Source organism: Streptomyces sp. JH34 (genome assembly GCF_029428875.1).
Taxonomy (GTDB): domain Bacteria; phylum Actinomycetota; class Actinomycetes; order Streptomycetales; family Streptomycetaceae; genus Streptomyces.
The window spans coordinates 2946007-2972469 of the sequence record NZ_JAJSOO010000001.1 but is presented as its reverse complement, the minus strand read 5'-3'; the positions used below and the strand labels follow the sequence as shown (position 1 = coordinate 2972469).

Here is a 26463-nt window from a genome sequence, read left to right as displayed (position 1 = left end):
AGGGGTGCCATGTGTCTGGACCTCATCCACTGAAGAAGCGAAGGCTACGAAGTGCGTACGTACAGCCCCAAGCCCGGCGATGTCACTCGCCAGTGGCACATCATCGACGCCGAGGACATCGTCCTGGGCCGTCTGGCCACCACGGCTGCGAACCTCCTCCGCGGTAAGCACAAGGCGATCTACGCCCCCCACATGGACATGGGCGACTTCGTCATCATCATCAACGCCGAGAAGGTTCACCTCTCCGGCAACAAGAAGACCCAGAAGATGGCGTACCGCCACTCGGGCTTCCCGGGCGGTCTCCGCTCGGTGCGTTACGACGAGCTCCTCGCGAAGAACCCCGAGAAGGCCATCGAGAAGGCCATCAAGGGCATGATCCCCAAGAACACCCTGGGTCGTCAGATGATCTCGAAGCTCAAGGTCTACGCGGGCGACCAGCACCCGCACGCTGCGCAGCAGCCGGTCCCGTTCGAGATCACCCAGGTCGCGCAGTAGTTCCGGCCTCCCCCCTAAGACGTCAAAGAAAGATCTGAGGAGAATCGTGGCCGAGACCACTGCAGAGACGCCCGTCGAGGGCACCGAGAGCGAAGAGACCTTCGCCGAGGTGACCACCTTCGAGTCGGAGGTCCCCGTCGAGGGTGAGTACACCTCCGAGTCGCTCGCGGGCCGCTTCGGCGACCCGCAGCCCGCCGCCGGCCTTGGCCGTCGCAAGAACGCCATCGCCCGTGTCCGGATCGTCCCGGGCACCGGCAAGTGGAAGATCAACGGGCGCACCCTTGAGGACTACTTCCCCAACAAGGTGCACCAGCAGGAAGTCAACGAGCCCTTCAAGGTGCTCGAGCTCGACGGCCGCTACGACGTCATCGCCCGCATCTCGGGTGGCGGCGTCTCCGGCCAGGCCGGTGCCCTGCGCCTCGGTGTGGCCCGTGCGCTGAACGAGGCGGACGTGGACAACAACCGCGCCACGCTGAAGAAGGCCGGCTTCCTCTCCCGCGACGACCGTGCGGTCGAGCGCAAGAAGGCCGGTCTCAAGAAGGCCCGTAAGGCCCCGCAGTACAGCAAGCGCTAAATCGCCTGCTCGTCTGCATTACACGTTCGCCCCGGCGGCACACACCGTGTCGCCGGGGCGTTCGTTTATCAGCCCTCGCGGGCGTATAACGGCTTAAGACGTTTGCATGTTTATCGGTCTGACAGCCTCAGGCGCGCCCTTCTTTGCTGTGCCTTGTCTTGTCATGCCCGGTTTTGCTTACTTTGGTTTTGCGGTTTCGGAGCACTTTCGGAGGACACCAGTGGGACGACTCTTCGGCACGGACGGCGTACGCGGTGTCGCCAACGCGGATCTGACAGCCGAGCTCGCGCTCGGTCTCTCGGTCGCGGCGGCACACGTGCTGGCCGAGGTGGGCACCTTCGAGGGCCATCGGCCGACCGCCGTGGTGGGTCGCGACCCCCGCGCGTCCGGAGAGTTCCTGGAGGCCGCCGTCGTGGCAGGGCTGGCCAGCGCCGGCGTGGACGTGCTGCGCGTCGGGGTGCTGCCCACTCCGGCCGTCGCGTACCTCACCGGCTCGCTCGGCGCCGACATCGGTGTCATGCTCTCCGCCAGCCACAACGCGATGCCGGACAACGGCATCAAGTTCTTCGCCCGCGGTGGGCACAAGCTCGCCGACGAGCTGGAGGACCGCATCGAGTCGGTCTACGAGCAGCACCGCACCGGGGAGCCCTGGGAGCGCCCGACCGGCGCGGGCGTGGGACGCGTCACCGACTACACCGAGGGCTTCGACCGCTACGTCGCCCACCTCATCGCCGTCCTCCCCAACCGGCTGGACGGCCTGAAGGTCGTTCTCGACGAGGCCCACGGTGCCGCCGCCCGTGTCTCGCCCGAGGCGTTCGCCCGGGCCGGGGCCGAGGTCGTCACCATCGGTGCGGAACCGGACGGCCTGAACATCAACGACGGCTGCGGCTCCACCCACCTCGACCTGCTGCGGGCCGCCGTCGTCGAGCACCGCGCCGACCTGGGCATCGCCCACGACGGTGACGCGGACCGCTGCCTGGCGGTGGACGCGAACGGCGAGGAGATCGACGGCGACCAGATCCTGGCCGTGCTCGCCGTCGCGATGCGCGAGGCCGGCCACCTGCGCAAGGACACCGTCGTCGGCACGGTCATGTCGAACCTCGGCTTCAAGACGGCCATGGAGCGGGAGGGCATCCAGCTCGTCCAGACCGCCGTCGGCGACCGCTACGTCCTCGAGTCGATGAAGGCCGAAGGCTTCGCGCTGGGCGGCGAGCAGTCCGGCCACGTCATCGTCCTGGACCACGCCACGACGGGTGACGGCACGCTGACCGGGCTCATGCTCGCGGCCCGCGTCAGCGCCACCGGGCGCACGCTCGCCGACCTGGCCGGCGTCATGCAGCGCCTCCCGCAGGTCCTGGTCAATGTGCCGGACGTCGACAAGTCCCGCGTGGACACCTCGCCCGAGGTGGCCAACGCGGTGTCCCGTGCCGAGCACGAGCTGGGTGACACCGGGCGCGTGCTCCTGCGCAAGTCGGGCACCGAGCCGCTCGTACGGGTCATGGTCGAGGCCGCCGACCTGGAGCAGGCGCGTGCCGTGGCCGGGCAGCTGGCCGACGTGGTCAAGTCCGCTCTCGGCTGATCTGCCGTCAACTCCCGGACGGGCCCGGCCTCACGGCCGGGCCCGTCCGGCGCCGTGAGGCCCGCGGCTCCGCTCCAGCTCACGGATGATGCGGGTCAGGTCGTCCGGGGCGGCGGCGAGGCGGACCGGTGTGCCCGCGTCGTCGAGCTCGGCGACGTGCCAGCTCCTGTGGACGGTGTCGCCGTCACTGCCCCTCAGACGCTGACACGGTGGATCTCCTGGTTACGCCCGTACTGGATGTACGTACGCAGGTCCGCGACGTCGGACCACGGCATGCTCCGGCGGCGCAGCAGCGTCCAGGAGCGCAGACCGTGGACACCGGCGCTCACCCGGGCGGTCGCGGCGTACAGGCAGACGAGACCCAGTACCGCGAGCAGCAGGCCCACAGCCGCCGCCGGGTCCGGGAACCCGGCCACGTACGCCAGGCGTATCGCTGCCAGGCCGGTCCCGGCCGCTCCGAGGGCTACGGAGCACCACAGGGCACGTCTGTTCCTGGGATTCAAGATCAGATCCGGGGTGTCGGTCATGCCGGGATCGTGTCATCGGCGCTGCCGCTGCCGCCTGTACCCGGTACGGCAGTCTCCGCGCCCGTGAAGCTGCCGGTTCGTCACCCCTTCGACAGGGCCGCGGTCACCTGGGAACGCCCGGTGCCCGCCGGACGGCCGGAACCGTCCGGCGCCGCATGTTCCACACGGCCCGCTGCACCAGCAGTGTCAGCGTCCCCGCGAGCACGATGCCGCCGAGGTTGGCCAGCAGCTGTACCGACGACCCCCAGGTCTGCTGGAGGTCCTGATAGCTGAACGCGACCGCGGCGTTGGCGGCCGCCGGAACCGTGGTCACCGAGATCGCCACACCGATCAGCGCACCCGACTTCGCCGAGGTCAGCGAGAGCGTCCCCGCGATGCCCGCCAGCAGCGCGACCACGAACGACATCCAGTCCGGGTGCCAGATGAAGCCGGTGTTGGGCCGCTCCGCCGTGACCATGTCCTCGGTGAACAGGCCCAGCAGGTCCATCAGCCAGGCGAAGCCCGCCGTGATCGCCATGGCCGCGGCGAAGCCGCCGATCAGCGCCCACAGCGACCGCCCCACCAGCCGGGGCGCCCGCTGCACCAGCGCCGTCGAGATACCCGCCAGCGGCCCGAACTCCGGCCCCACCGCCATGGCTCCCACGATCAGGACCGCGTTGTCCAGCATCACCCCGCACGCGGCGAGCATCGTCGCGAGGGCCAGGAAGGCCACATAGGTGACGCTGAACGTCGACTCCTCGTGGGTGACCTCGCTCAGCTCTTCCCAGAGGACCGCGTCCGCGCCTTCTCCCGGCGCTGCCCGTTCGGCCTCGTCGGCGTGCCGGGAGAGGGTGAGGTCCATGTTCTCGACCGTGATCGAGCCGACGCTGTCGATGTCCATCCGCCGCAGGGCGCCGATCAGTTCGTCGCCCGCCTCGCGCGCCACGTCGCACATGACCACATCGCCCGCCGGGTTCCGCGCGGCGCCCGCGAGCACCGCGACGTGGGTGGTGCCCACGGTCCGCCCGATCAGCTCCAGCACCTCGTCGGTGCGGTCGGCGGGCACGATGAGGCGCAGATGCAGCACGGTGCACCCTTTCCGGGATCAGAGCTTGCGCAGTGACAGGCGCTGGACCTTGTGGTCCGGCCCCTTGCGCAGCACCAGAGTGGCACGGCCGCGCGTCGGCGCCACGTTCTCCAGCAGATTGGGCCGGTTGATGGTCCGCCACATGGTGCGCGCGTAGTCCAGCGCCTCCTCCTCGGAGACCTGCGTGTACTTGCGGAAGTACGAGAACGGGTTCTGGAACGCCGTCTCACGCAGCCTGCGGAAGCGGTGGAGGTACCAGGTCTCGATGTCCTCGGCGCGGGCGTCGACGTACACGCTGAAGTCGAAGTAGTCCGCGAGCCCGACCCTGGTCCGGCCGTCCTTGCCGGGCAGCGCGGGCTGCAGCACGTTCAGCCCTTCGACGATCAGGATGTCGGGGCGGCGTACGGTCAGCCGCTCGCCCGGCACGATGTCGTAGATCAGGTGCGAGTAGACGGGAGCCGTCACCTCGTCCTTGCCGGCCTTGATGTCGGCGACGAACCGGGTCAGCGCCCGCCGGTCGTACGACTCGGGGAACCCCTTGCGGGACATCAGGCCCCGCGACTGGAGCTCCTTCATGGGCAGCAGGAAGCCGTCGGTCGTCACCAGCTCCACCCGGGGGTGCTCCGGCCACCGTGCCAGCAGGGCCTGAAGGATGCGGGCGGTGGTGGACTTGCCCACGGCGACACTTCCGGCGACCCCTATGACGAACGGGGTGCCGCGCTGCTCGCCGTGCCCGTTGCCCGCGTCACCCAGGAAGGTGTTCAGGGCGCCGCGCAGGCCGGAGGTCTTCTGGACGTAGAGGTTGAGCAGCCGTGAGAGCGGCAGATAGACGTCCCGGACCTCGTCGAGGTCGATGACGTCACCGAGGCCTCTCAGCTTCTCGACCTCCTCGGCGGTCAGGGGCAGCGGGGTCTTGTCACGCAGCGCGCTCCACTCCGCCCGGGTCAGGTCGACGTAGGGCGTCGGCGCGTGCTCGGTGCGGCGGGGGCTCCGTGCGGACGAGGTGATCACGTGTTCATTGTTGCGGGAGTTTGAACGGAGTGGGGGGTGGGGTCGGTCACGTGGGGGAGAGGGCGGTGCTCCCGTCCGGGACGACACGGGACGGAACGAGCCGGAAGCCCGAACGCCGAGGAGCCGGCAAGCCCGGGCCGCACAGCTGCGGTCCGGGCTTCCCGGCTCGATCCGGCCACGACGTCAGCCGAAGGCCTTGACGTCGCCCCAGCCGCCGGAGATCACGGTCTTCGCGGGCCCGTTGGTGTTGGTCTTGGACGGGTGGTAGACCTTCACCGATCCGTCGACCGTGAAGCGCGCCCATATATCGGGGATGCGGTCGTTGTTCACGTCCGGGATACCGATGGCGGTGTCGATGGCGGCGCCGGTCCACGAGTTCCCGTACGGGGTGTCGATGCCCTCGCGGGAGGCCGCCGCCGTTTTCAGGGAGGCCAGGTCCACGCTGCCGGCGACCGTTCCGGGCTTGCCGTGCCGTACGTACACGTTCCCGTTGGAGGTGTTCCTCCAGAGGAGGTCGGGGGTTCCGTCGAGGTCGATGTCGGCGACGTTGACGATGTCGCGTATCGCCCACGCGTCGGGATTCATCCGGACGGCTTCCTGGAAGGAACCGCCCGTGTAGCCGATCAGCGCCCAGTAGGCGTCGCCGGTGCGCAGGAACACTTCCGGCCGCTGGTCGCCGGTGATGTCACCGACGGCCTTGAGCTGGACCCAGCTCGCCGGGTCCGGGGAGCCGGCGGGCAGGCGGACCGCCAGCCGCTTGTCGACGTCGAAGCTGCCGTAGCCGTCGCCCGGGTACAGCCAGAACCCGCCGTCGGGGGTGCGGGCGAAGAGGTCGGTGACACCGTCACCGGGGTAGACGTCGGTGTGGTGGGAGATCAACGCGGCCTTGTCGGTTGCGGGGGCGTACCAGTGGCCGGTCGGGTTCAGTGCCCCGCCGGAGGCGTATCCGGCGGTGAGGGAGACGTAGAGCTCACCGTCGGGCAGGCCGGAGTAGGAGCGGAGGTTGCCGCTCGCGTTGATGGTGAGCAGGTCGGCGCGGCCGTCACCGCTGAGGTCTCCCGGAGCGTCCGCGGTGTCCCGCGGCGGCACGTAGAAGAGGTAGTCGGTGTACTCCTTCGACTTGTTGCCGACCGAGTCGTAGGCGTAGACGCGCATGCTGTTGGGCCCTGCGCTGGGCGGGGTCAGGGTGAGGGAGAGCACACCGACGGCGTTGCCCGACTCGTCCGTGGTGAGGGTGGCGGCTTTCTCGGTGTACGTGGCGCCGACGAGCGTGTAGGCGAACTTGGTGGCACCCGGTGAGCTGAAGGTGAAGGTGCCGCTCAGGCCGAACTTCTTCTCGGACCAGGTCAAGCCGTCCGACGTCGCCTCCGGGAAGTCCACGCTGGTCACGTCGGGCCGCGGTGGTGCGGAGGCGTCGACGGTGAACTGGCAGGGCTGGTCACCGGGTGGGAAGTAAGTGGAGTCCGCGCCCTCGCTGTCCTCCGCCCGGACGTCCCACCGGTAGGTGGTCTTGTCGGTGAGGCTGCTGGACGGAATGGTCAGCGTCGCCTTGCCGCCGCTGTTGGGGGTGACCAGGGTGCCCGAGGGCACGGTGGCGCCCGACTTCCACCACCGGAAGCGCAGCTTGGAGAGGTTCTTGTCCGGGTCGGTCGCCGTCGCGGAGAGCACGATGTTCGTCTTGGCGACGGGTCGGCTGGACGGGGCTGCCAGGCAGGCGCCGCCCGGGGTGGTGGTGCCCGCCGTGGGCTCGTTGGGCTTGCGGTTGTACTCCACGTAGAGGGTGGCCGACGTGGCGCGGAACTTGCGCCAGGTGTACTCATCGCTCTCGGCGTCGGCCCGCATCCCCAGGGTGAGGGTCGACGCGCCGGCGTTGGCCGCGTACTGGGCGCCTGCCTGCACGTTCCACAGCACGTAGTCGTCGGAACAGGTCTTGTACCCGTGGGCGAACGACTGCGACTGCAGGAGCGACGACCAGCTCGGCTGCTTTGCCCAGGTGGTGCCGGAGGAAATCGCCCCGGTGCGGTACAGGTGGAACTTTCGGGCGTCGCACGACCAGGAGTGGTTGTTGAGCACCTTGAACTGCGCCTTGGTGACGGTGGCGCCCTTGAGGCTGCTGGAGAAGCCCATCCGCCAGAAGGAACGGGCCGTGCCCCTGGTCTCGTTCTCGTGACCGACACGGGCGTCCGATGTGCCGGAGCTGAAGTTGGTGCCGTTGTAGAAGCTGGAGTTCGGGTAGGGCTTGTACGCGACCGTCCAGGCCTTCCAGGGGGGCTGGATCGACGGATCGATGAACAACGGATAGCGCACGTCGTCACTCTTCAGAAGACCTGTGGCATCCATGTCCAGGCCGAGGCGGGCGCCGCCTTCCTCCTTGGTCAGGCTGGTCTTCAGCGCACTGCTCCGCGCGCCCGGCTCGATGCCGGACAGACCGGAGAGCCCCAGCACCTCATCAGCGTCTCCGGTAGCTGTGCGGACCTCGGTGCCCGGCTCCAGGTCGGGGTCCTTGCCGGAGGAGTCCCAGGCGAAGGGGGTCGGCACGGAACCGATCTCCCTGCCCTTCTGCGAGTCGAGCACGCGGACCGTGTCGGTGGTGCGGTCATGTTCGAACTCGGCAGTCTCGGAACGCAGTCCGAAGGTGAGCGTCTCCAGGGCCTCGTTCCGTGCCGCCTCTGGCGTCTTGACGATCAGCAGTTGCGCGAAGCCGCCCTCCTCACGGGCGACCAGCAGGAGGTCCACGCCCGGGAAGACCTCCTCGTACAGCGCCCGCGCGCCGTCGAGCACCGGCTCGGGCAGTGTGCCGGGCCAGGTGTAGGCCACGGTGTGGCCCTCCAGCTCGACCTCGGCCAGCACGCTGTCCCCCGCCGTCGGCGTGCTCCGGGGGGGCGTCGCGGTCGGCTCGTTCCTGGCGGTCACCGGCCGAGAAACGGACCGGTACCACGACGTTGACGGGGAGGATGCCGTCCTTGGTGCGGCGCAGCTCCGTGTCGATCTTCGCCCACTCGCCGTCGGCGTTCCTCGCCCGCTGCGGGGTGGCGTTGATCTGCTGACGCGTCTTCCCGTCGGGCAGCGCCCAGGTGAGGGTGGTGGGGGTGGTGGCCGCTTCTACGAGGACCTTCTCGCCGGTGTGGCGGGCCGCGGCGGCGGCCTGCTCGTGGGTGCGGGGGCGATCACCCGCCGGTGACGCCTTCGTACTGCCCCCCTGGGCCTGCGACGAGGCGTTCTCGTCGCCCGGCCAGCCGGTGAACCACGGCAGCAGGGATGCGGTGAGCGCGGCCACGAGCAGGCCGAGGGTGACGGACAGCCGTGCGCGGCTACGCACGAACGGTCTGAGCAGGCGTGGCACGGTCACTGAGCTTCTCCGAGGGGACCGAACGGACGGGCGGGGGTCGACAGGTCTGGCCCGCGCTCCACCGGCCGCGGACACATGCGCCCGCACGATCGCATGTGCTTGCGACAACTGCCTAAGTAAAGAAATTTATCGATCCGTGATCGAAACGCAGTGTGATGAGGCGAGAAGGTCAAATTTTTGATCATGGATGCCCGGGCGGGGAGAAAAGCTCTGACATTGCGGAGATCTTGTGAAACCCCCGCTCCCGACCGCCTGATGGGAGCGGTTCCTGTTTGTCCCGTGGTGAAGATCACTTTTCGCATTCACCGGTCACTCTGCGTTCCTTGATCATTCCCCTCGCGTGTCGCAAGATTCCCGGCGCGTGCGCCCAAGTCGGGCGCGCTGCGCGGTATTTCAAAGTTCCGCTGTTCTTTGCGCAAGGTGGGAGTCGACGCATGCGTGCAGCAGGTCCGGGGTCCTGGTGGGGGCTCGGCCGGCCGGCCTCGGCCGGAAGGAGTCGGCAGAGACGCCGCCGTCTCCGCATGACGGTGGTCGTCTCGCTGACGTCGGCTCTCACCTGGGGCAGCCTGTCGCTGGAGGCCGCAGCCATCCCGCCGAAGCCGCGCGAAGAGATGGCGGTCGAACTCCCCGAACTGCCGGAGAGCGCGCGCACGGAGCAGGACGAAAGTGCCGAGAGGCACCTGACCACGGCGCCGGAGGTGCCGACCACCCCCTACGCCCCCGTGGCCGTGGAGGAGTGGGCGCCGGGTGTGGGTACGGCTGACCTGACGGAGGCCGAGCCGGGGAAGTCGGTCCCGGTCGAGAACGTGCCGACGGTCTCGCTCGGAGTACCCGAGGACGGCGACCCCGCAGGTCTGGCAGGCGAGTGGACCGTCGACCTGAAGGCTCCGGCGGACTCGCAGACCGCCGATGTCGACGGGCTGCTGATGGAGATCACCCCGCCTGCCACCGCCGACCCGGCGGCCGAGGTCATCGTCGGGGTCGACTACACCGCATTCGCCGACCTGTACGGTCCGCAGGCGGCCGACCGGTTCGGTGTCGTCCTGCTGCCCAACTGTGTGATCGACGCGCCGACCGAGGGCGAGTGCGCCCCGGAGCCGCCGGCCGAGGAGACGCCGGACGGCGCGGCGGTGTCGATGCAGCCTATGGCCAGCGAGATCGAAGTGGTCCACCCGAAGGCCGACGCGAAGCTGCGTGCGGCCGCGGCGAACGAGGGCGAGACCCTGCAGACCCGCCGGGTGGTCTCCGCCGGTGTTCCGGTCGCCGAACTCCTCGGCGTGGAAGCCGGCTCGGAGGCGTCCGGTCTCGCGCGGGCCTCCGCCGCGGACGGGCCCGGCTCACGTGCGGTCGGCGTGCTGGACACCGGAGCGTCGGCGGCGGGAGACTTCACAGCGACCCCACTGCAGTCGTCCGGCGCCTGGGCATCCGGTTCGTCCTCCGGTGCTTTCACCTACGGCTACCAGGTCCAGGTGCCCGAAGCACCCGGCGGGCTGACCCCGAAGGTGGGACTGTCCTATTCGTCCCAGTCGGTCGACGGTCGGACCTCGTCCACCAACAACCAGGCCTCCTGGATCGGCGACGGCTGGGACTACAACGCCGGCTCCATCACCCGTACCTACGCCTCCTGCCGCGAGGACGCCAAGAAGACGGGCGCCAACAACGCCACCCACAAGACGGGTGACATGTGCTGGGGCTCGGACAACGCCACACTGACACTGGGCGGGGCCACGACGGAGCTCGTCTGGGACGCGGACGACAAGCAGTGGTTCACGGCCAACGGAGACGGCTCCCGGATCCAGGTCGTCATGGACACCGGCAAGGGCAACGGCGACGCCGACGGCGAGTACTGGATCGTCACCACCAACGACGGCACCAAGTACCACTTCGGCATGAACAAGCTGCCGGGATGGTCCGAGGGCGACCCCGTCACCAACTCGGCCCTCACAGTGCCGGTGTTCGGGAACCACGCCGACGAGCCCTGCTACAAGGCCGGTGACTGGAAGGGCTCCGAGTGCAAGCAGGCCTGGCGGTGGAACCTCGACTATGTCGAGGACGTCCACGAGAACGCCATGTCCCTGTGGTGGAAGAAGGACACCAACCACTACGCGAAGAACTTCAACTGGAAGGCCCCGGTCACGTACGACCGTGACGGCTACCTCACCCACATCGACTACGGCCAGCGCAAGAACAGCATCTTCGGCGCCGAAGCCCCCGGCCGCGTTCTCTTCACCGTCGCCGAACGCTGTTACGCCGAGGGCTCCCTCGAGTGCAGCGACGCGAACTTCACCTCCAAGGACCCCGGTAAGTACCGCATCTGGTACGACACCCCGGCTGACCTGCGATGCGCCTCCGGCAAGATGTGCTGGAACGCGGCGCCGTCCTTCTGGTCCACCAAGCGCCTGGACACGATCCAGACGTCCGCGCAGCGGCGCACCGGCACCGATGCCCGCCAGGTGGTGGACCGCTATCAGCTCAAGCAGTCCTTCCCAGTCCTGCGCACCGGTCCGAACACCGCCCTGTGGCTGGAGTCGGTCACCCGCACCGGCTACGCCCAGAAGGGCTCCACCGACGCGAGCGTGACGCTGAACCCGGTCCGGTTCGAGCCGAACGTGGACGACATGCCCAACCGCGTGATGCGGGGGGACCAGGACCCGCGCCCGGGCTTCTCCCGACTGCGCATCGGCCGTGTGATCAGCGAGTACGGCGGCGAGACCGTCGTCACCTACAAGCAGCCGGCAGGGCAGTGCGCCACCGGCCAGGACCTGCCCGGCAAGTCCGAGAAGGACGCGCTGAAGAGCAACACACGCCTGTGCTACCCCTCCTACTGGCATCCGGACCCGGAGAAGGAGGACATCGACTGGTTCCAGAAGTACGTGGTCCAGGAGATCGAGGAACTCCCCAACGTCGACGGTGCCTACTCGACCAGCACGAAGTACACGTACGGCACCGCCGGCTGGCGGATGGCCGAGCAGGAGTTCACGAAGAAGTCGACGCGGACGTACTCGCAGTTCGCGGGCTTCGACCAGGTCGCCGTAGTCACGGGCGCCGACGATCCGGTGATCGGCAGCAAGCGGACCAAGGCCGTCACACGGTACTTCCGCGGTATGGGCGACAACGTGTCCGTCAAGGACACGGCCGGTGCGCACATCGCGTACGACCGCGAACCGTTCGCCGGGCGCATAGCCGAGGAGCTCACATACGCCGAGGCAACCGTTGCCGACGCGGCCTGGCTGACCCGTTCCGTCACCGTGCCGGAGGCCACCGAACTGGCCTCCCGCGATCGGGGCGACAGCCTCGACCCGCTGAAGGCCTGGCGGGTCACCGAACCGCGTCAGCTCGCCTACAGCAAGGACGGCGACGGCGACGTCCGCACGTCGGAGACGAAGACCACCTTCGAGACGAAGTACGGCCTGCCGGTCCGGATCGAGACCCTTGAGGACAAGGCCGACCCGGGACTCGTCGGTGACGTCTCCTGCACCGAGCTGGAGTACGTCCACCACACGGGCAAGAACCTCATCGGTCTGACCAAGCAGAGCCTGAGCACCGCCACCCCGTGCGCCACGGCCGACTTCACCAAGACGGCGAAGCTCGCCTCCGGCTCCCGCACCGCCTACGACGGAGGCGGGTACGGCGCCGCACTGACCGACTCCACGCGGGGTCTGGCCACCCGGACCTGGTCGCTCAAGGCCGACGGATCAGGCTTCCAGGCCGACGGCACCGTCGAGTTCGACTCCCGCGGCCGTGTGGTGAAGACCACCGACCCGGACGACAAGTCGTCGACCACGACCTACCGCATGGAGGGCGGCCAGACGTTCGGAGTCACCGAGACCAACTCCCTGGGCCAGAGCTCCATCCAGGAGATCGAGCCCGGGCGCGGGACCGCCCCCAAGAGCACCGACGCCAACGGACACGTCACGCAGTCCGTGTTCGATCCGTTGGGCCGGCTCGTCGAGGCGTGGGCCCCGGGCCGGACCTCGTCGTCGTCCTCCGTGCCGGACTTCGCCGCCGAGTACCACATCCCGGAGATCGACCCCGAGGAACCGGACCGCCTCCCGCCCTACGTCGTCACCAAGGCCCGCGGGCACGAGAACCGTGTCGAGTCCTCCGTCACCGTCTACGACGGCCTGGGCCGGGAACGGCAGACCCAGGAGGAGGCGACCGGCGGCGGCCGGCTGATCACCGACACCCTCTACAACAGCTCGGGCGAGGTCTGGCAGACCAACAACGCCTACCTGGCCACCGGCAAGCCGAGCGGTCAGCTCTTCACCCCGCTCGCCGAGACCGCCGTGCCCAACGCGACCCGCTACACCTACGACGGTCTGGGCCGCGTGGTGAAGGAATTGCCGGTCCTCAACGGCAGCGAGATACAGGCGCGTTCGACGCGGTACGAGTACGGCGCCGACTGGTCCACGGTCATCAACCCCTCCGGCGCGGCCTCCTATCGAGTCCGGACCGACTCGATGGGCCGCACCACCCAGGTCGACACCTTCACCGACGCCGAACGCACCGAGTACACGTCGGTGAAGTACGAGTTCGACGACCTCGGTCAACTCGTGAAGGCGTACAGCGCACAGAACTCCGCGCGCACATGGACGTGGAAGTACGACCAGCGCGGCCGGATGGTGTCCGCAACCGACCCGGACGCCGGAACCACCCTCACGACGTACGACCACCGCGACCGGCCGCTCACCACGACCAACGCGCGCGGTGTCACCGTCTGGACCAAGTACGACGAGCTGTCCCGGCCGACCGAGCAGCGTCTCGACGGCTCCGCCGGTGACCTGGTCGCCCGGAGCACGTACGACACCGCGCCGGGGGGCAAGGGCCTGCCGGCCAGTTCGGTGCGCGTCACCGACGGCCAGGAGTACACGATGACGGTCGGCGGGTACACCGCCGACTACCAGCCGCGCTCCACCACGCTGTCGCTTCCGGACGCCCTCGCCACCACCTGGGGCCTGCAGAAGTCGTACACCTCCACCTACAACTACAGCGACACGGGCCTCCTGCTGGACGGCACCATCCCCGCGGCAGGGGCGTTCGACAGCGAGAAGCTGGTCGTCCGCTACAACGAGGAAGGCCTGCCGCTCTCCATCTCGGGCAAGGACTGGTACGGCTCCGAGGCCGCGTACTCCCCGTACGGCCAGCTGCTGCGCTCGACGCTGGGCGCTCAGCCCCACCGGGTGTGGTCCTTCTCGAGCTTCGACGACGCCTCCGGGGCACTCACCGACCAGCAGGTGTACCGGGAGCAGAACGGCGACACCGCGGTGGTCGCCGGCAAGCTCGCCTCCCACCGGTCCTACTCGTACGACGACGCGGGCAACGTCACGGGCATCCAGGAGCGCTCGACCGGCATCCAGGAACGCCAGTGCTTCACCTACGACCCGATCGGCCAGCTCACCGAGGCGTGGACCTCCGCCGACCTCGACCACTGCGTCGACGGCCCGGTCAAGGAGGACGGCGCCCTCAACGTGACGGCCGGCCCGGACGGCTCCGGCTACTGGCAGCAGTACGAGTACGACCTGCTCGGCAACCGTAAGAAGCTCACCGAGAAGGACCTCGCCGGCGCCACCGCCAAGGACTCGGTGACGAGTTACGCCTACGGCAAGGCGGACGGCTCACAGCCACACACCCTGACCAAGGTGACCAAGAAGTACACCACCCCGGCCGGCGCCCAGGTCACCGCGGAGGCCGAGCGGCTCCACGAGCTCACGGGCGAGACCAAGCAGGTCACCTCGCTCGGGAACGGCGACACCCAGGACCTCACCTGGACCTGGGACGGCCAGGTGGAGCGCCTCAGCGGCGAGGGCGGCGGCGGCAGGTCCCCCTATGTCGGCCTCGCCGACAAGTGCCTGGACCTGAGCGGCGGCACGGCGGCGGAGAACACGCCGGTCAACCTCTCCGGCTGCAACGGATCGGCCGCTCAGAAGTGGTCCTTCCGGGAGCAGCCCGGCCAGTCGGACCCGGACCTGGGCACCATGACCGTCTACGACGACAAGTGGTGCATCGAGCCCGGCTCGCCCTCGGCGGGTTCCGGTCTGCAGCTCCACGCGTGTGACGGATCGGCCAACCAGAAGATCAAGCGCAACGCGTCGGGCCAGCTGATCCACGCCGACACCGGTCTGTGCATCGCGGTCAGGGACGGAGCCACGGCCAATGGCACGTCCACCGTCCTCGCCACCTGCTCGGCTTCCTCGGCGGCGCAGAAGTGGGAGGCGCAGGACGAGACCCGTTACATCTACGGTCCGGACGGCAGCCGTCTGCTGACGGTCCAGGGTAAGCAGGCCACGCTGCATGTGGGGGAGACCGAGGTCACCACGCAGGCGGCGGGCAAGCTGGTCTCCACGCACCGCAGCTACGATGCGCCGGGCGGCAGTGTGCTGCGCTACCAGTACGGCTACAACAAGACCAGCACCTTGGTCGCGCAGGTCGGTGACCATCAGGGCAGTACGTATGCCGAGGTCGCCATGACCGACGGCATGCCGGTCCGCGTCCGCAAGCAGGACCCGTTCGGAAACGAGCGCGGCGCGTCCACGTCCGGTGCGGGCCGGCAGACGCATGCGGCGTTCCTGGGCATGACCCCGGACGATGCCTCGGGTTACACGCAGCTTGGTGCCCGTATGTACGACCCGGCGGTGGGGCGCTTCCTGTCCGCGGACCCGGTGCTGGACCTCGCGGACCCGATGCAGGCCAACGGGTACGCCTACGCCCACAACAACCCGGTGACGCTGTCCGACCCGACGGGTCTGGCTGTCTCCCTGACGGCGTCGGAGACGGCGGCTGCCCTGGCCGGGGCTGGCTTGTCGGCGGCGCAGGTGTCGCAGGCACAGTCGACCATGGGCAAGTCCGTCACCTCGGTGATCCTGTCGGCCGCCGGGGAAGCGCTGTGGGGCTTGATCGGCGGCGGCGACGTCATGGGCTGCTTCGGGGGCAGCGTGATGTCCTGCGTCAGCATGGTTGTCGGAGCAGTTCCCTTGGGCAAGCTCGCTCGGATTCCCTCCCTCGTCAAGGCCGTTCACCGTACGTTCAACGCCATCCAGGCGCTCAACAAGGCGAAGAAGAAGGCCGAGGCGGTCCTTGCCGCGGCCAAGGCGGCGCAGCAGAAGGCGCTCGCGGCGAAGAAGGCGGCGATCGAGAAGGCCAAGAAGGCGGCGCAGGCCGCGAAAAAGAAGGCGGCGGAGAAGAAACAGACAACCAGTAACAAGGCTGTCAACGAGACGAAGAAGACGGGCAGCCCGGTCCAGAAACAGGCCCAGGCCAATTCGGCGCCGAAGGTGTCCTCTGCTTCGGCCACCCACAAGAGCTCGGGTGGCACCAAGGCCGGCGCGGGTAAACCCGGTGGCTCTTCCGGTGGTTCCTCACGGAGCAACGGCGGCAGCAGTGGTGGCGGAGGCTCTGGCAAGCCGGGCGGTTCCTGCCCGACCAGCAACAGCTTCGTCCCCGGGACCAAGGTCGTGATGGCCGACGGCTCGACGAAGGACATCGAGGACGTCGAGGCCGGCGACAAGGTCCTGGCCACCGACCCGGAGACCGGGGAGACGACGGTCGAGACGGTCACCGCCGAGATCAAGGGCGACGGCCTCAAGCACCTGGTCAAGGTCACCATCGACACCGACGGCGACCGGGGCGACGAGACCGCCTCGGTCACCGCGACCGACGGCCATCCCTTCTGGGTCGAGGAACTCGGCGACTGGATCGATGCCACGGACCTCCGCTCCGGCCAATGGCTCCGCACCAGCGCCGGCACCCACGTCCAGATCAGTGCCATTCAACGTTGGACCGCAGCCGGCGAAACCGTCCACAACCTCACCGTCAGTGACACCCACACGTACTATGTGCTGGCGGGGGCCACGCCGGTTCTGGTTCACAACTGTGGTAGCAGGCCCGATGGACCGGATCCCGACGGAAATATCGTCTACCGTGCGCTGGCTGAGAATGATGACCCTGCAATGGGATTGACGGCTCGGGCTCCCGGTAATGCAGGGGTCAGTCCTCTGTCGCATGTTGCCGGAAAAAAGCTGACGCCATGGATCTCGACAACCAAGAACCCCGGCATTGCATTCGATAAGTACAATCAAGGCCATGGGGTGGTTGCGATCGACCTGAGGCGCACTCCATATAGCTACGTGGATATCTCTTCTGGTCCGTTTCCGTCGAGCAGGAGGCATAGCGCCTACGCCAGGAAGGACTCAGAAGTTTTGATCTGGCAGAATATCCCGGCGGAAGCGATCGTCGGACACTGGCCTGGAGGGTGAACATGGATGACCTGCTGGAACGTCTAGACGAAGCATGGGATGACGAGTCTGGATTTCTCGGAAAGCTTCGGTCTGGGAAATTTGATCCCGATGCTGGTGAAGCGTACGTAGCGCTACTCTCTCGGATTCCTCCGATCGGCGAGACCGTGGAAGCGAGACTCGTACAACTCATCTGGTTCGCACCGATGTTCATCGAATGGCAACTGGAGCGAGCTGCCAAGAGCGAGGATGAGCTTAAGCAGCTAACTCGCATTGCGACTCAGGTGCACGAAGCGGTGTCCGACGTTCTCGGGATTCCGTAAGTCAATTCACTTCTTCTGGTCTGTAAGTAAGTACCAGGCAGTGAAGGGGAAGTGCTGCGGAAAATGTCAAACAGAGAGCCCTGCCGGACGCAGTCCAGCAGGGCTCTCTGGGCGCTTGACGGCAACGCTGACGGCAACGTCAGCGGACGGCTGCTGCGTCGGATGGGTCGTCAGGGTCGTCGTTGGCCAGGCCGAGGGCGGTGCCCAGGGCGTTGATGGCTTGGCGCTGGAGGCGGAGGCGTACGTGGGCGTAGACGCCGGCGGTGACGCCAATGTGGGCGTGGCCGAGCAGTTCCTTGATCACGACGAGGTCGATGCCCTGTTCCAGGAGCAGGGTCGCGGTCGAGTGTCGGAGGTCGTGGAAGCGGATGGTCCGGAGCTGCGCGCGGTGGAGGAGACGGCGGAAGCGGCGGGTGAGGTTGGTGGGATCGAGAGGTTTACCGGTGGGGGTAGTGAAGACGAGCCCGTTGTCTGCCCAGCCTGCTCCGGCAGCTTCGCGTTCTTCATGCTGTCGTTCCGGGTGGGTCTTGAGGGAGTTGATGCATTCGGTGGGGAGGGCGATGCGGCGTTCGGAGGCGCGGGTCTTGGTGTGAAGGATGGTCAGGCCGCCGGTGGGCGTGCGCTGGAGAGAGCGGTGGATGCTGGCGGTGCCACTGTCGAGATCGAGGTCCTCCCAGTGCAGCCCGAGGAGTTCGCCCTTGCGGAGTCCGGTGCGCAGGGCGAGTTCGTACAGGGCGTGAAGCCGGTCGCTGCTGGCTGCGTAGAGGAACTGCCGGGCCTCGCTCGCGGTGAAGGGCTTGAAGCGCCGGGGGCGGGGTGCGGGGGTCTTGACGTTGCGGGCGACGTTGCGGGGCAGGTCGTCTTCGCGGACGGCGTGTTCCAGGGCGGACTTGAGGACCGAGTGGACGTAGGTCACGGTCAGCGGGGAGAGCCGCTTGTTGCAGCACTGGCCGATGGCGCAGCAGAAGTGCCGGTCGGTGTCGCGTCCCTGGGCACAGCACTGGCAGGCGGCGCGGAGGTGGTCGAGGAAGGTGCGGACGTCGCGGGCGGTGAGTCGGGCGAGCTTCTTGGCGCCGAGGCCGGGGATGAGGTGGAGGCGGATGCAGGCGGCGTAGCGGGTGTGGGTGTTCTCCCGGACTTGGCGGACGGCGACGCCGTTCAGCCAGTACGTGAGGTAGTCGCTGACGGTGCTGTCGGCTGTCGCGACGGGCAGGCCGAGGTTGCTGGCGGCGATCTTCTCGGTGAGCTTGGTCAGGGCTTCCTTGCGGGTGGTGCCGTAGACGCGGATGCGTTTGCGGGTGTTGCCGGGGGCGAGGACGTATCCGGCGGCTTCCCAGCGGCTGTCCTTGCGCTTGTAGACGGTTCCGTCGCCGTTGGCGCGGGTGCGGCGGGAGGCGGGGGTGTCGCGGGGCGTGGTCATCAGGCGGCTTCCTGTTCGAGGCGGGTGCAGATGAAGTCGGCCAGCGCGTGAGTGGGGATGCGGCGGGCGCGGCCGAGGGTGATCGAGGCGAGCTGCCGGGTGCGGAGCAGGTCGTAGACGGCGGAGCGGCCGAGCTGGAGGCGGGCCATGACCTGGGGGACGGTGAGGAGTTCCGTGCCGGCGGTCACGCGACGGTCCCAGGGCGGGCAGCACTGGTCAGCCGATCGGTGGAGTGACCGACCGGGTGGCCGGCGCGGTCGCCGGAGCGCTTCGAGCGTCGGGTTCGGGTCGGTTGCTCGGGTCGGGTCTGCCGTTTCGTGGCCAGGAGGTCGGCGAGGTGTTCGAGTTCGGGCAGGAGGCCGGTTCCGGCGTACTGCCAGTGGGAGATGACCAGCGTCGTGTCCGAACCGTCGGGCCGTGCGGCGATATCGCTGTGACCGGGTCGGTGACCTGTGGAATGACCGTGACCGGGTCGGTGACCAGCGGCCAGGTCAGTGGAGTGTCCGGCGCGGTCACTGACCGGCGTGCCGTCCGTCTGGTCGGCCTGCGTCTCAGCCGATGCCGGGGCTGGGGTCTGGGTGTCGGGTCGGCTGGTTCGCCAGGCGGTGCGTTCGGCTCGGAGGTGGGCGAGGGTGGTGGAGTAATGACGGGTGCGGGTGGAGAAGTGGCCTCGGAAGCCGAGCATGTGGGCCCATTGGCGCAGGCGGAGGTGGGCGTGCTGGGCGCGGGTGGCGAGGTGCCAGGCGGTGTGGATCATGCGGCGGGCATGGTCGGTGATGTCGTACTTGTGCAGCTCGGCGAGGAAGCGGAGTCGGCGGTCGAGGGTGCCGGTGGTGGTCTCGGCTCCCTTGGTGGCGTACTTGGCGATGTAGGCGGCGACGTGCCGGTCGGTGACCGGGCCACCGCCGCTGAAGTCGGTGCCGCGGATCGCCCGGACGTCGATCTGCCGCCCGAACCGAAACACCAACCGCCCACCCCGATGTGAGTTTTGGGGCTGGGGCGCGGGGATGTCCCCGGCAAGCTGCGGTTGCTTCGGCGGTTCGCCCTCGTGGTGGACGCGGGTGCGTGCGGCGGCGGCGCGGACGGCGTGGTCGAGGAGCTGGGTGGTGGCCCAGGCGGGCGGGGTACTGCCGGGGCCGGTGGGTCCGTCGAGGCGGATGACGGCGTGGAAGTGGACCTGGCCCCGTTTCTGGTACTCGGCGACCTTCGCGTACGAGAGCGTGGCGTGGTCCCGCAGGACCCGCTGTGTCAGCCCTGCCGCCTTGGCGATCTCCCGTCGCAGGTGGGTGGTGAAGCGTGCCCACAGGGCTGGGGCGTGCGCGTTCCACAGCACCGCGCCCGCGTAGTCGTAGCGGTCGGGATCGAGCGGGGTGCCGAGGAGCGGGTCGTCGTCGGGGTGGGTGTGGCCGCAGTGGCAGCGGCCGGTGTCGGGCTGGTTGTGGACGGGGCCGAAGCCGGGTGCGGTGAGGGTGGCGAAGACGCGGGGGTGTGCGGCGACGCTGGTGGGGACGGTTTTGCCGCCGCGAAGGCCGGCGGCGATGAGTTGGTAGGTGTCGTAGCGGTAGATGGTGGAGCAGGCGGGGCAGCGGGTGGCGCGCCGGTTGCCGCAGCGGACCAGCAGCTCGCCCGCCGGGAGTTGGCCGGAGTCGAAGTGGTTGAGGATCTCGCCGGTTGCGGTGTCGAGGTGGGTGCGGTGCCCGGTGAGGCGGATCGGGTGCGCGCACCCGCCGAGCGTGCTGATCTGTCGTGCGAGGGGTGCGAGGTGGCCGGTGGCGGCGAGTTTCGCCAGCTTGGCGGTGAGCCTGGCGCGGCGCTGCAGCGTCGACCGTCCTGCCGCCGAGGCGGTGACGTCCTCCGGGCAGGCCGGGGTCGTGAACGCCGGCGACGGACGCGAGGCGGCTGGAACGGTCGCGGGGTAAGGGAGTTGGAGCTGTGCGGGCATGCGGGACGGGGCCTTTCGGCGGGAGTGCGGAAGCGGTACGGCGCGGGGCGGCGTGGGCAGGCCGAAGTGATCGGCTCACAGGGGAACGGGGCGCCTCGAAGTTGGGCGCGGGGGCCGGACCAGTGGGGGCTTGGTCGGCGGGGCGCGGTGGTGATCACCGGCGGGTGCGTGACGTTAACATCGCACCACCGGCGCATTCAAGTGCATCCCTCCTGATTCCTTTCTGGTGGGTGGTGGGACGCGGGTAGTGTGAGGGCGGTTTCCCGGTTTGGACGGGCCGGATTGTGCTGGTAGTGGGCGTGGAAAGCAGGGGTGACCGGGCGTGGTGGTGGGGCGGCGCGGGCGGAGGCCGGCGGGCAGCGGGGTGCCGCTGACGTTCGAGGTGATCGCCGAGGCTCTGCGGGAGCGGATCCGCTCCGGCGGGCTGCAGCCGGGGGACGCATTGCCGACGCAGGCCGTGCTGATGCGGGAGTTCGGGGCATCGAGCCTGACCGTGCAGAAGGCCATGACCCTGCTGAAGCAGGAAGGATGGGCGGTCTCCCGCCCCGGCAAGGGTGCCTTCGTCGCCCACCACGACCACCCCGACGACCTCGACGGCCCGGAGGCGACCGCACCCGCCGACGGCACGACGGCCCGCGTCGAGGCGCTGGAACGGGCACTGGCCGACGCCGTCGAGCAGCTGGCCGACCTTCGTGGCCGCGTCGAGGCCCTGGAGTCGAACGGCGGCAAGCGGGGCCGCTGACCCGCCGCGCCGGGTGGCCCGGAGCGTGCGTTCAGATTTTCTCTACGAGGTTCAAGGCGGCCCCCGCCCGCCAAGGCTGGCCGCCGTCGCCGGCAAGCCCCACCGTCTACTCCCGCGATCACGCGCTACTGGAGGCACCGAGCCGACGCGGCGGCCGGGCTGCGGGAGCGGCAACCGGCCAGATCGCCGGGATGACCGGAGCCGGGCTCCTGGCGGAGCAAGCTATCGCCTACGACCGTCCTACGGCCGGATCGCAGGCAAGGGCCGACCAGGGGGCCGCCCCTTCACGCGCGTCGCGCAGGCTCACCGGGGGCGGTGGCCGACACCACGCCAGCGGGGATGAAACTCTGCCGATCCGGCTGTCCGAGGCCGCGGGGCCGTCCTACACTGCTTGCGTGACCGCTGCATACGACTACGAGGACATGCACCACCTGGTGGACCGGCTCACCCCGACCCAGGTGCGACGCCTGCGCCTGCTCGTCACTCAGGATGAGGAACTGTCCCAGGTTGCCCAGTCGCTGCCGGCGGTCGACGCGGGCGAGGACGAGGAGTCGGTCCCGGCCGGGCTGCTGGCCCTGATCGGCAGCGTGAATGGCCCAGAGGATCTGGCTGAACGGCACGACGACTACATCCGCGAGCGGATGCGCGAGCGCTTCGGCGACTCGGCGTGATCGCCACGGTCCTGGACACCGGACCCCTGGCTGCGGCGTTCAACGCGGCCGACCGGCGTCATCCGGAGTGTGCCTCCCTGCTGACGTCGCTGACCGGGCGCCGTCTGCTGCCCAGCCCGGTCATGACCGAGGTCTGCTGGCTGCTGGAGCGCTGGCCCCAGGTCGAAGCGGCGTTCCTCACCGAGGTCGCACGGGGAACATTCGAGCTGGTCCACCTCACTCCCGCCGACCTGGCGCGCATGGGTGAGCTGGTCCTCCAGTACGCCGACTTCCCGCTCGGCGGGGTCGACGCCTCGGTCATCGCGGTGGCCGAGCGCTTTGGCGTGGACCGGGTAGCCACCCTCGACCGGCGGCATTTCAGCGTCGTCAAGCCCGCCCACGTCCCCGCGCTGACACTCCTGCCGTAGCTCGATCCGCGGTCTATGCCTCTGACGGCAGTACTGACGGCAACAAGCGCGGACACCAGGGCACAGCCACGGACGCCAGCGGAGCGCGAAACCGCCGATGACCTGCGAAAACGCAGGTGGGGAGGGGGCGCGTAGCACACGTACTATGTGCTGGCGGGCGCCACGCCGGTCCTCGTACATAACTGCGGAGTTACGCGTGGTGGTAACGAAAGCACTTATTCTATCTCGCATGATGCGAGTGGAAGTGGCGTGATTGCCGACCTCGATAGTGACGGCATTCTGACCATGATGATGCACAACAATCCCGACAAGGGTTCACCGCTGCGGGGGGTAAGGCGATGTTCGACGAAGTTATGGGCCACTTCGGGGACCGAGTTCAGGGTGTCCAGGGGATCTGGGTCTACGGAGATAACCTTGGAGGCTTCAATGAAGCCGTCCGTGGTGGTGCAAGCCTTGTGTCGGCAGCCAAGGGAACCTGGACTGGAAGGCAGGCAGCCAGATATGGCTTCACTCGTGCGAGGATCGATGAAGCAGTTCCGAGGCTCGACGGGGACTTCCAGCAAGTCCTTGCCACATTCCGAAGATGAGGGAACTGATGGACGAGGAAATTGAACGATTGGCGCGCTTGGCCGTCGAGTACCACGGAATTGGGTGCAGCATCGCAGAGATCGCTGATCTCCTAATCGACAAGCATCCAAACTTGAGGTTGGCGCCGTTCCGGCTGGCCCAAGTTCTTCGATCGGCCTTCGGTCTTTCGGTTCATGACCTGCAATACGTCACGGCATGGGTGCAAGGTGAGATTTCACTGGAAACACTGGAGGAGCGCCTTCAGGTGACTTGGTAAGTCAGCCTCAGTCCATAACATGCTGTGGACATTTCGAGAGGCCCCACCGAATGGATATTCGGTGGGGCCTCTCGGGCGTTTGACGGCAACGCCGACGGCAACGTCAGCGGACGCCTGCCGCGGCGGGTGGGTCGTCCGGGTTGTCGTTGACAGGGCCGAGGGCGTCGTTCAGGGTGTCGATGGCTTGGCGTTGGGGGCGGAGCCTTACGTGGGCGTAGACGCCAGCGGTGACGCCGATGTGTGCGTGGCCCAACAGCTCCTTGATCACAACGAGGTCCACGCTTTGCTCCAGGAGTAGCGTCGCGGTCGAGTGGCGTAGGTCGTGGAAGCGGATGCGGCGGAGTCCGGTTCGGTCGAGGAAGCTACGGAAACGGCGGGTGAGGTTGGCCGGGTCGAGCGGGCCGCCAGTCGGGGTGGTGAAGACGAGGCCGCTGCCTCTCCAGTCCGGTTCTGCCGTCTCACGCTCCTTGCCCTGCCGCTTCTTGTGTTCCTTGAGGGAGCGGAGACATTCGGTGGGGAGGGCGATGCGGCGTTCGGAGGCGCGGGTCTTGGGCTTTTACCACGGCACGACCGCGGCCAAGGGGGCAGTGAGCGGCGGGCTCCGTACGGGCATCTACACCTGTTACCCGACGACTCCCCGGCTCGCGGACTGCGAGGGCAGCCTGTACATCGATCCGCGTTACGACCTCGACTCGAACAACCTTGCCACCACTTGGAAGATCGGCGTCCTGACGCAGCTCTGGAAGCCCAGTGGCGGGCTCAAGGCGGAGAAGGTGATCACCGCTTCCGGCACCGTGAAGGTCAAGCGTTGGGCCAAGGCCACGGTCAACGCCTCGCCCGAACCGGTGACCAAGGGCAAGACGATCACCGTCACCGGCAGCCTCAAGCGGGCGGACTGGGGGAAGCACACGTACACCGGTTAGGCCGGTAAGACGGTCAGCCTGCAGTTCCGTAAGAAGGGCAGCTCCGTCTACTCCACCGTCAAGACGGCCACGTCGTCCAGCACGGGCGCGCTGAAGACCACCGTCAAGGCATCGGTCGACGGCTACTGGCGCTGGACGTTCGGCGGTTCGTCCACCTCGGGCACCGCCACCGCCGCCGGCGACTTCGTCGACGTGCGCTGAGCAGGGCCGTGCCGGCGTCCCGCCTCCTGAGGGGCGGGGCGATGGCACGGCAGCGCCGGGCTCCGGACGTCACACGCCGTCCGGATGCTCACCGAGCCGGGCCCGGAGGGCCAGGGCCATCCGGTCCGCCTGGTCGGCCGTCACACGCTCGGACTCCGGAGCCCGTAGCAACTCGAATATCCCCGGCCCCCGTTGCTCCTGCGGCAGCTCCGCCGTACGCGGGACGATGTGGAAGTGCACATGGGCGAAGCCCTCGGCCTCGGCGAACTGCACGACGTAGGTCTTGTCGCAGCCGGTCACGTCGCGGAGCGCCCCGGAGAGGCTGACCTGCCACGTCCCCAGCGTGGCGGCCTCCGCGTCCGTGAGGTCGTGGACTGCCGTGACGTGGCGGCGCGGCAGCAGCACCAGCCAGCCCGGGAGCGCGGTGCCGAAGGCGTGGGCCACCCTCCAGTGCCGGTCGGAGGCCACATGCTCCCGGGGCGGCAGTGAGTCGAACTGTGCTTCCTTGGCGCACGGGTAACACTCGGCTGTCGTCATGGACCGAGAGCGTAGGACCGCCCGGCCGGGTACGCACCGGGTTACGCCGTCATCCCCTCCGCCGTCCGAAGAGCTTGCCCAGCCGGACGGAGGCCGTATGCCGTACCCTGCCGCGTCGCTCGGGTCGGGGGATGTCCTCCGGGTCGCGGGGAGGCATGCGGACGACCGCGGCCGACGGTACAGCGGAGTCGATGACCGCCGTGCGGTCCGGGGTGAGGCCCTTGTAGAGGGTGGGCTCCACCTGGATCAGGAAGCCGTCCAGGCCGGTGAGGTGCCGGCCGCCGTCGGGGTGGACGAGGAGGGCGGCGCAGTCGGCGTAGCGGATGACGACCTGGCCGGCGGGCGTGGTCAGGGACACCGCGTCGGGCGCCACGGTCAGCACCTGGGAGCCGTCCTCCCGGGAGGGATGCCGGCTGCCCGGGGCGGTGGGAGTGTCGGTCGACCACCGTGGCGCCGCCGTGAATCCCGCCCATTCCACGCCCCGGCCGGGGACCTGGAGCAGAGTGGTGGAGTGCAGTTCGCGCGCGACCTCGCGCAGGTCGTCGAGGGTGACGGCGGCGAGTTCGGCCCGGTGCACCTCGTCGGTGATGCTGGGGTGTCCGGTCAGCAGGTTCAGGGCGTACGAGGGCAGTTGGGCGGCCGCGACGTCAGGGAGGTCGTACTGCTTGAGGATCTTGGCCCGGGCCGAGTCGAGTTCCGCCTGCTGGATGGAGCCGGCCCGCAGCCGGGCCAGGACGTCGACGAAGCCGCCGACCACCGCGTCCTGCTTGCTCGGAAGCGCGTCGGCGAATGCGGTGACCGCCGCGAAGTCGCGGTCGCGCGGGGTGTAGTCGGCGTCCGCCGTGTAGGAGTAGCCGCCCTTCTGCCGCAGGTCCGTGAAGAGCGCACGGCTGAGTACCTCCGCGAAGACGGAGGCCGCTGTCGAACGCCGGACGATGCCGTCCATGACCACACCGCCGTTGCCGCCGGTGAGGTACGCCGGGGTGACGGGGAGGGCCGAGGTCGGGGCGGGCGGCGGGTGAGGGACGCCCGCCGGGAGGGTGAGGTCCAGCCCTTCGGGAACGGTGTCGGCGGTGATCCACAGGACCGCGTTGTCGCGGGTGAACCGAGTGCGCGCCCAGTCGCGTACCGCGTCGGCCGTCAGATGCCAGGTGCCGTTCTCCTCGTAGCTGCTGAGCCCGTAGCCCTGGGCGCCGTAACGCCACAGCGGCAGTTGCCGGCCGGGGCGGCGGCTGCGTCCCGCCGCCTCGGTGCGCAGGATCTCGCGCTCGGTCTCCAGCCGCTCCATCGGCAGGTCACGGAGAGCCTCGCAGACACCGTTGAGGTAGGTGACGACCTCCTGGGGCGTGCCGGTGGCGTGGAAGAGGGTGTACGTGGCGCCGGTGGCGCCGTTGTAGTGCAGGTCGGACAGGCCGTGGCGGTGCAGGGCGAGGTGCTCGACGAGATGCGTGATGCCCGTGGTGGCGAGCGTCTCGTCGGCGACGCCGACCCGGAAGAGGAGCCCTGCCGTCACCGGCCCGGAGGCGGCGGCGAGCACGGTACGGATGCCGTCGACCTCGGTCCTGCGGACGGGGGGCGTGGTGGGGCCGTGGCCCTGACTCGTCGGTGACATCTGAGACAT

At 68.7% G+C, this 26463-nt stretch carries 19 protein-coding genes and 3 pseudogenes; 10 read left to right on the top strand and 12 right to left on the bottom strand.

Features of this window, described 5'->3' with window-relative positions:
- Window positions 1–51: 51 nt before the first annotated feature.
- The 3 genes from rplM to glmM all read left to right on the top strand — a co-directional run bounded on the left by rplM (window position 52) and on the right by glmM (window position 2648).
- A complete protein-coding gene (gene rplM / locus LWJ43_RS12895; RefSeq protein WP_073744271.1) occupies window positions 52–495 on the top strand; it encodes a 50S ribosomal protein L13 in 444 nt (147 codons plus the stop codon).
- A 46-nt stretch (window positions 496–541) separates the two neighbouring features.
- The gene (rpsI, locus tag LWJ43_RS12890; protein WP_277332428.1) at window positions 542–1069 is read left to right on the top strand and encodes a 30S ribosomal protein S9; all 528 of its coding nucleotides are present in this window, start codon (window positions 542–544) and stop codon (window positions 1067–1069) included.
- Window positions 1070–1289: 220 nt separating this feature from the next.
- Window positions 1290–2648, top strand: coding sequence for a phosphoglucosamine mutase (gene glmM / locus LWJ43_RS12885; RefSeq protein WP_277332427.1), 1359 nt, complete (start codon window positions 1290–1292; stop codon window positions 2646–2648).
- Between the two features lie 30 nt (window positions 2649–2678).
- Here the strand turns inward: glmM and LWJ43_RS33060 are convergent.
- The 6 genes and pseudogenes from LWJ43_RS33060 to LWJ43_RS32900 form a co-directional block, all read right to left on the bottom strand.
- Window positions 2679–2852 (bottom strand): annotated as a pseudogene (locus tag LWJ43_RS33060) (PH domain-containing protein); the annotation flags it as partial.
- On the bottom strand, window positions 2843–3175 hold the full coding sequence (locus LWJ43_RS12880) for a hypothetical protein (protein WP_277332426.1): 333 nt from the start codon (window positions 3173–3175) through the stop codon (window positions 2843–2845). The pseudogene LWJ43_RS33060 and the gene LWJ43_RS12880, both read right to left, overlap by 10 nt.
- 103 nt (window positions 3176–3278) lie before the next feature.
- Complete coding sequence (locus tag LWJ43_RS12875; protein WP_277332425.1) at window positions 3279–4241, bottom strand: DUF389 domain-containing protein; 963 nt, start codon at window positions 4239–4241, stop codon at window positions 3279–3281.
- A gap of 18 nt (window positions 4242–4259) precedes the next feature.
- Window positions 4260–5252, bottom strand: a complete 993-nt coding sequence (gene coaA / locus LWJ43_RS12870) for a type I pantothenate kinase (RefSeq protein ID WP_277332424.1) — start codon at window positions 5250–5252, stop codon at window positions 4260–4262.
- Window positions 5253–5435: 183 nt separating this feature from the next.
- Window positions 5436–7592: an FG-GAP-like repeat-containing protein gene (locus tag LWJ43_RS12865; protein WP_346772011.1), complete on the bottom strand. Its 2157-nt coding sequence runs from the start codon at window positions 7590–7592 to the stop codon at window positions 5436–5438.
- Window positions 7593–7962: 370 nt separating this feature from the next.
- Complete coding sequence (locus tag LWJ43_RS32900; protein ID WP_346771986.1) at window positions 7963–8601, bottom strand: hypothetical protein; 639 nt, start codon at window positions 8599–8601, stop codon at window positions 7963–7965.
- A gap of 521 nt (window positions 8602–9122) precedes the next feature.
- Between LWJ43_RS32900 and LWJ43_RS12860 the strand changes: the two genes are divergently transcribed.
- On the top strand, window positions 9123–16853 hold the full coding sequence (locus LWJ43_RS12860; RefSeq protein WP_277332423.1) for a ricin-type beta-trefoil lectin domain protein: 7731 nt from the start codon (window positions 9123–9125) through the stop codon (window positions 16851–16853).
- 2 nt (window positions 16854–16855) lie between these two features.
- Window positions 16856–17155 carry a hypothetical protein gene (locus tag LWJ43_RS12855; RefSeq protein ID WP_277332422.1) on the top strand — a complete coding sequence of 100 codons (300 nt, stop codon included), beginning with the start codon at window positions 16856–16858 and terminating at the stop codon, window positions 17153–17155.
- Between the two features lie 139 nt (window positions 17156–17294).
- On the opposite strand, the gene LWJ43_RS12850 is transcribed toward LWJ43_RS12855, so the two are convergent.
- Genes LWJ43_RS12850 through LWJ43_RS12840 form a run of 3 tightly spaced genes read right to left on the bottom strand, consistent with a single transcriptional unit; the run spans window position 17295 to window position 20517 of the window.
- Complete coding sequence (locus LWJ43_RS12850) at window positions 17295–18575, bottom strand: tyrosine-type recombinase/integrase (protein ID WP_277332421.1); 1281 nt, start codon at window positions 18573–18575, stop codon at window positions 17295–17297.
- Window positions 18575–18763 carry a helix-turn-helix domain-containing protein gene (locus LWJ43_RS12845; RefSeq protein WP_277332420.1) on the bottom strand — a complete coding sequence of 63 codons (189 nt, stop codon included), beginning with the start codon at window positions 18761–18763 and terminating at the stop codon, window positions 18575–18577. The genes LWJ43_RS12850 and LWJ43_RS12845 overlap by 1 nt, the downstream gene beginning before the upstream one ends.
- Window positions 18760–20517, bottom strand: a complete 1758-nt coding sequence (locus LWJ43_RS12840) for a replication initiator (protein WP_277332419.1) — start codon at window positions 20515–20517, stop codon at window positions 18760–18762. The genes LWJ43_RS12845 and LWJ43_RS12840 overlap by 4 nt, the downstream gene beginning before the upstream one ends.
- 322 nt (window positions 20518–20839) lie before the next feature.
- Here LWJ43_RS12840 and LWJ43_RS12835 point away from each other — a divergent pair, with 322 nt between their 5' ends.
- The 4 genes from LWJ43_RS12835 (at window position 20840) to LWJ43_RS12820 (ending at window position 23181) form a co-directional block, all read left to right on the top strand.
- Complete coding sequence (locus LWJ43_RS12835) at window positions 20840–21259, top strand: GntR family transcriptional regulator (protein WP_277332418.1); 420 nt, start codon at window positions 20840–20842, stop codon at window positions 21257–21259.
- Window positions 21260–21654: 395 nt separating this feature from the next.
- The gene (locus tag LWJ43_RS12830) at window positions 21655–21930 is read left to right on the top strand and encodes a hypothetical protein (RefSeq protein WP_277332417.1); all 276 of its coding nucleotides are present in this window, start codon (window positions 21655–21657) and stop codon (window positions 21928–21930) included.
- The gene (locus tag LWJ43_RS12825; protein WP_277332416.1) at window positions 21927–22337 is read left to right on the top strand and encodes a type II toxin-antitoxin system VapC family toxin; all 411 of its coding nucleotides are present in this window, start codon (window positions 21927–21929) and stop codon (window positions 22335–22337) included. The genes LWJ43_RS12830 and LWJ43_RS12825 overlap by 4 nt, the downstream gene beginning before the upstream one ends.
- A 583-nt stretch (window positions 22338–22920) precedes the next feature.
- The gene (locus LWJ43_RS12820; protein WP_277332415.1) at window positions 22921–23181 is read left to right on the top strand and encodes a hypothetical protein; all 261 of its coding nucleotides are present in this window, start codon (window positions 22921–22923) and stop codon (window positions 23179–23181) included.
- 103 nt (window positions 23182–23284) lie between these two features.
- On the opposite strand, the pseudogene LWJ43_RS12815 reads toward LWJ43_RS12820, so the two are convergent.
- Window positions 23285–23731 (bottom strand): annotated as a pseudogene (locus LWJ43_RS12815) (tyrosine-type recombinase/integrase); the annotation flags it as partial.
- A 262-nt stretch (window positions 23732–23993) separates the two neighbouring features.
- Here LWJ43_RS12815 and LWJ43_RS33055 point away from each other — a divergent pair.
- A pseudogene (locus LWJ43_RS33055) lies at window positions 23994–24305 on the top strand (hypothetical protein); the annotation flags it as partial.
- A gap of 69 nt (window positions 24306–24374) precedes the next feature.
- Here LWJ43_RS33055 and LWJ43_RS12805 read toward each other — a convergent pair.
- Together LWJ43_RS12805 and LWJ43_RS12800 are read right to left on the bottom strand one after the other, a co-directional pair.
- Window positions 24375–24842: an HIT family protein gene (locus LWJ43_RS12805; RefSeq protein WP_277332414.1), complete on the bottom strand. Its 468-nt coding sequence runs from the start codon at window positions 24840–24842 to the stop codon at window positions 24375–24377.
- 49 nt (window positions 24843–24891) lie between these two features.
- Window positions 24892–26463, bottom strand: a complete 1572-nt coding sequence (locus LWJ43_RS12800; protein ID WP_277332413.1) for a M16 family metallopeptidase — start codon at window positions 26461–26463, stop codon at window positions 24892–24894.

Coding starts and splice junctions, on each gene's coding strand:
- LWJ43_RS12880 (WP_277332426.1), bottom strand. CDS start 3,175: ATGACCGACACCCCGGATCTGATCTTGAATCCCAGGAACAGACGTGCC.
- LWJ43_RS12865 (WP_346772011.1), bottom strand. CDS start 7,592: ATGGATGCCACAGGTCTTCTGAAGAGTGACGACGTGCGCTATCCGTTG.
- LWJ43_RS12860 (WP_277332423.1), top strand. CDS start 9,123: ATGACGGTGGTCGTCTCGCTGACGTCGGCTCTCACCTGGGGCAGCCTG.
- LWJ43_RS12855 (WP_277332422.1), top strand. CDS start 16,856: ATGGATGACCTGCTGGAACGTCTAGACGAAGCATGGGATGACGAGTCT.
- LWJ43_RS12850 (WP_277332421.1), bottom strand. CDS start 18,575: ATGACCACGCCCCGCGACACCCCCGCCTCCCGCCGCACCCGCGCCAAC.
- LWJ43_RS12840 (WP_277332419.1), bottom strand. CDS start 20,517: ATGCCCGCACAGCTCCAACTCCCTTACCCCGCGACCGTTCCAGCCGCC.
- LWJ43_RS12820 (WP_277332415.1), top strand. CDS start 22,921: ATGAGGGAACTGATGGACGAGGAAATTGAACGATTGGCGCGCTTGGCC.
- LWJ43_RS12805 (WP_277332414.1), bottom strand. CDS start 24,842: ATGACGACAGCCGAGTGTTACCCGTGCGCCAAGGAAGCACAGTTCGAC.
- LWJ43_RS12800 (WP_277332413.1), bottom strand. CDS start 26,463: ATGTCTCAGATGTCACCGACGAGTCAGGGCCACGGCCCCACCACGCCC.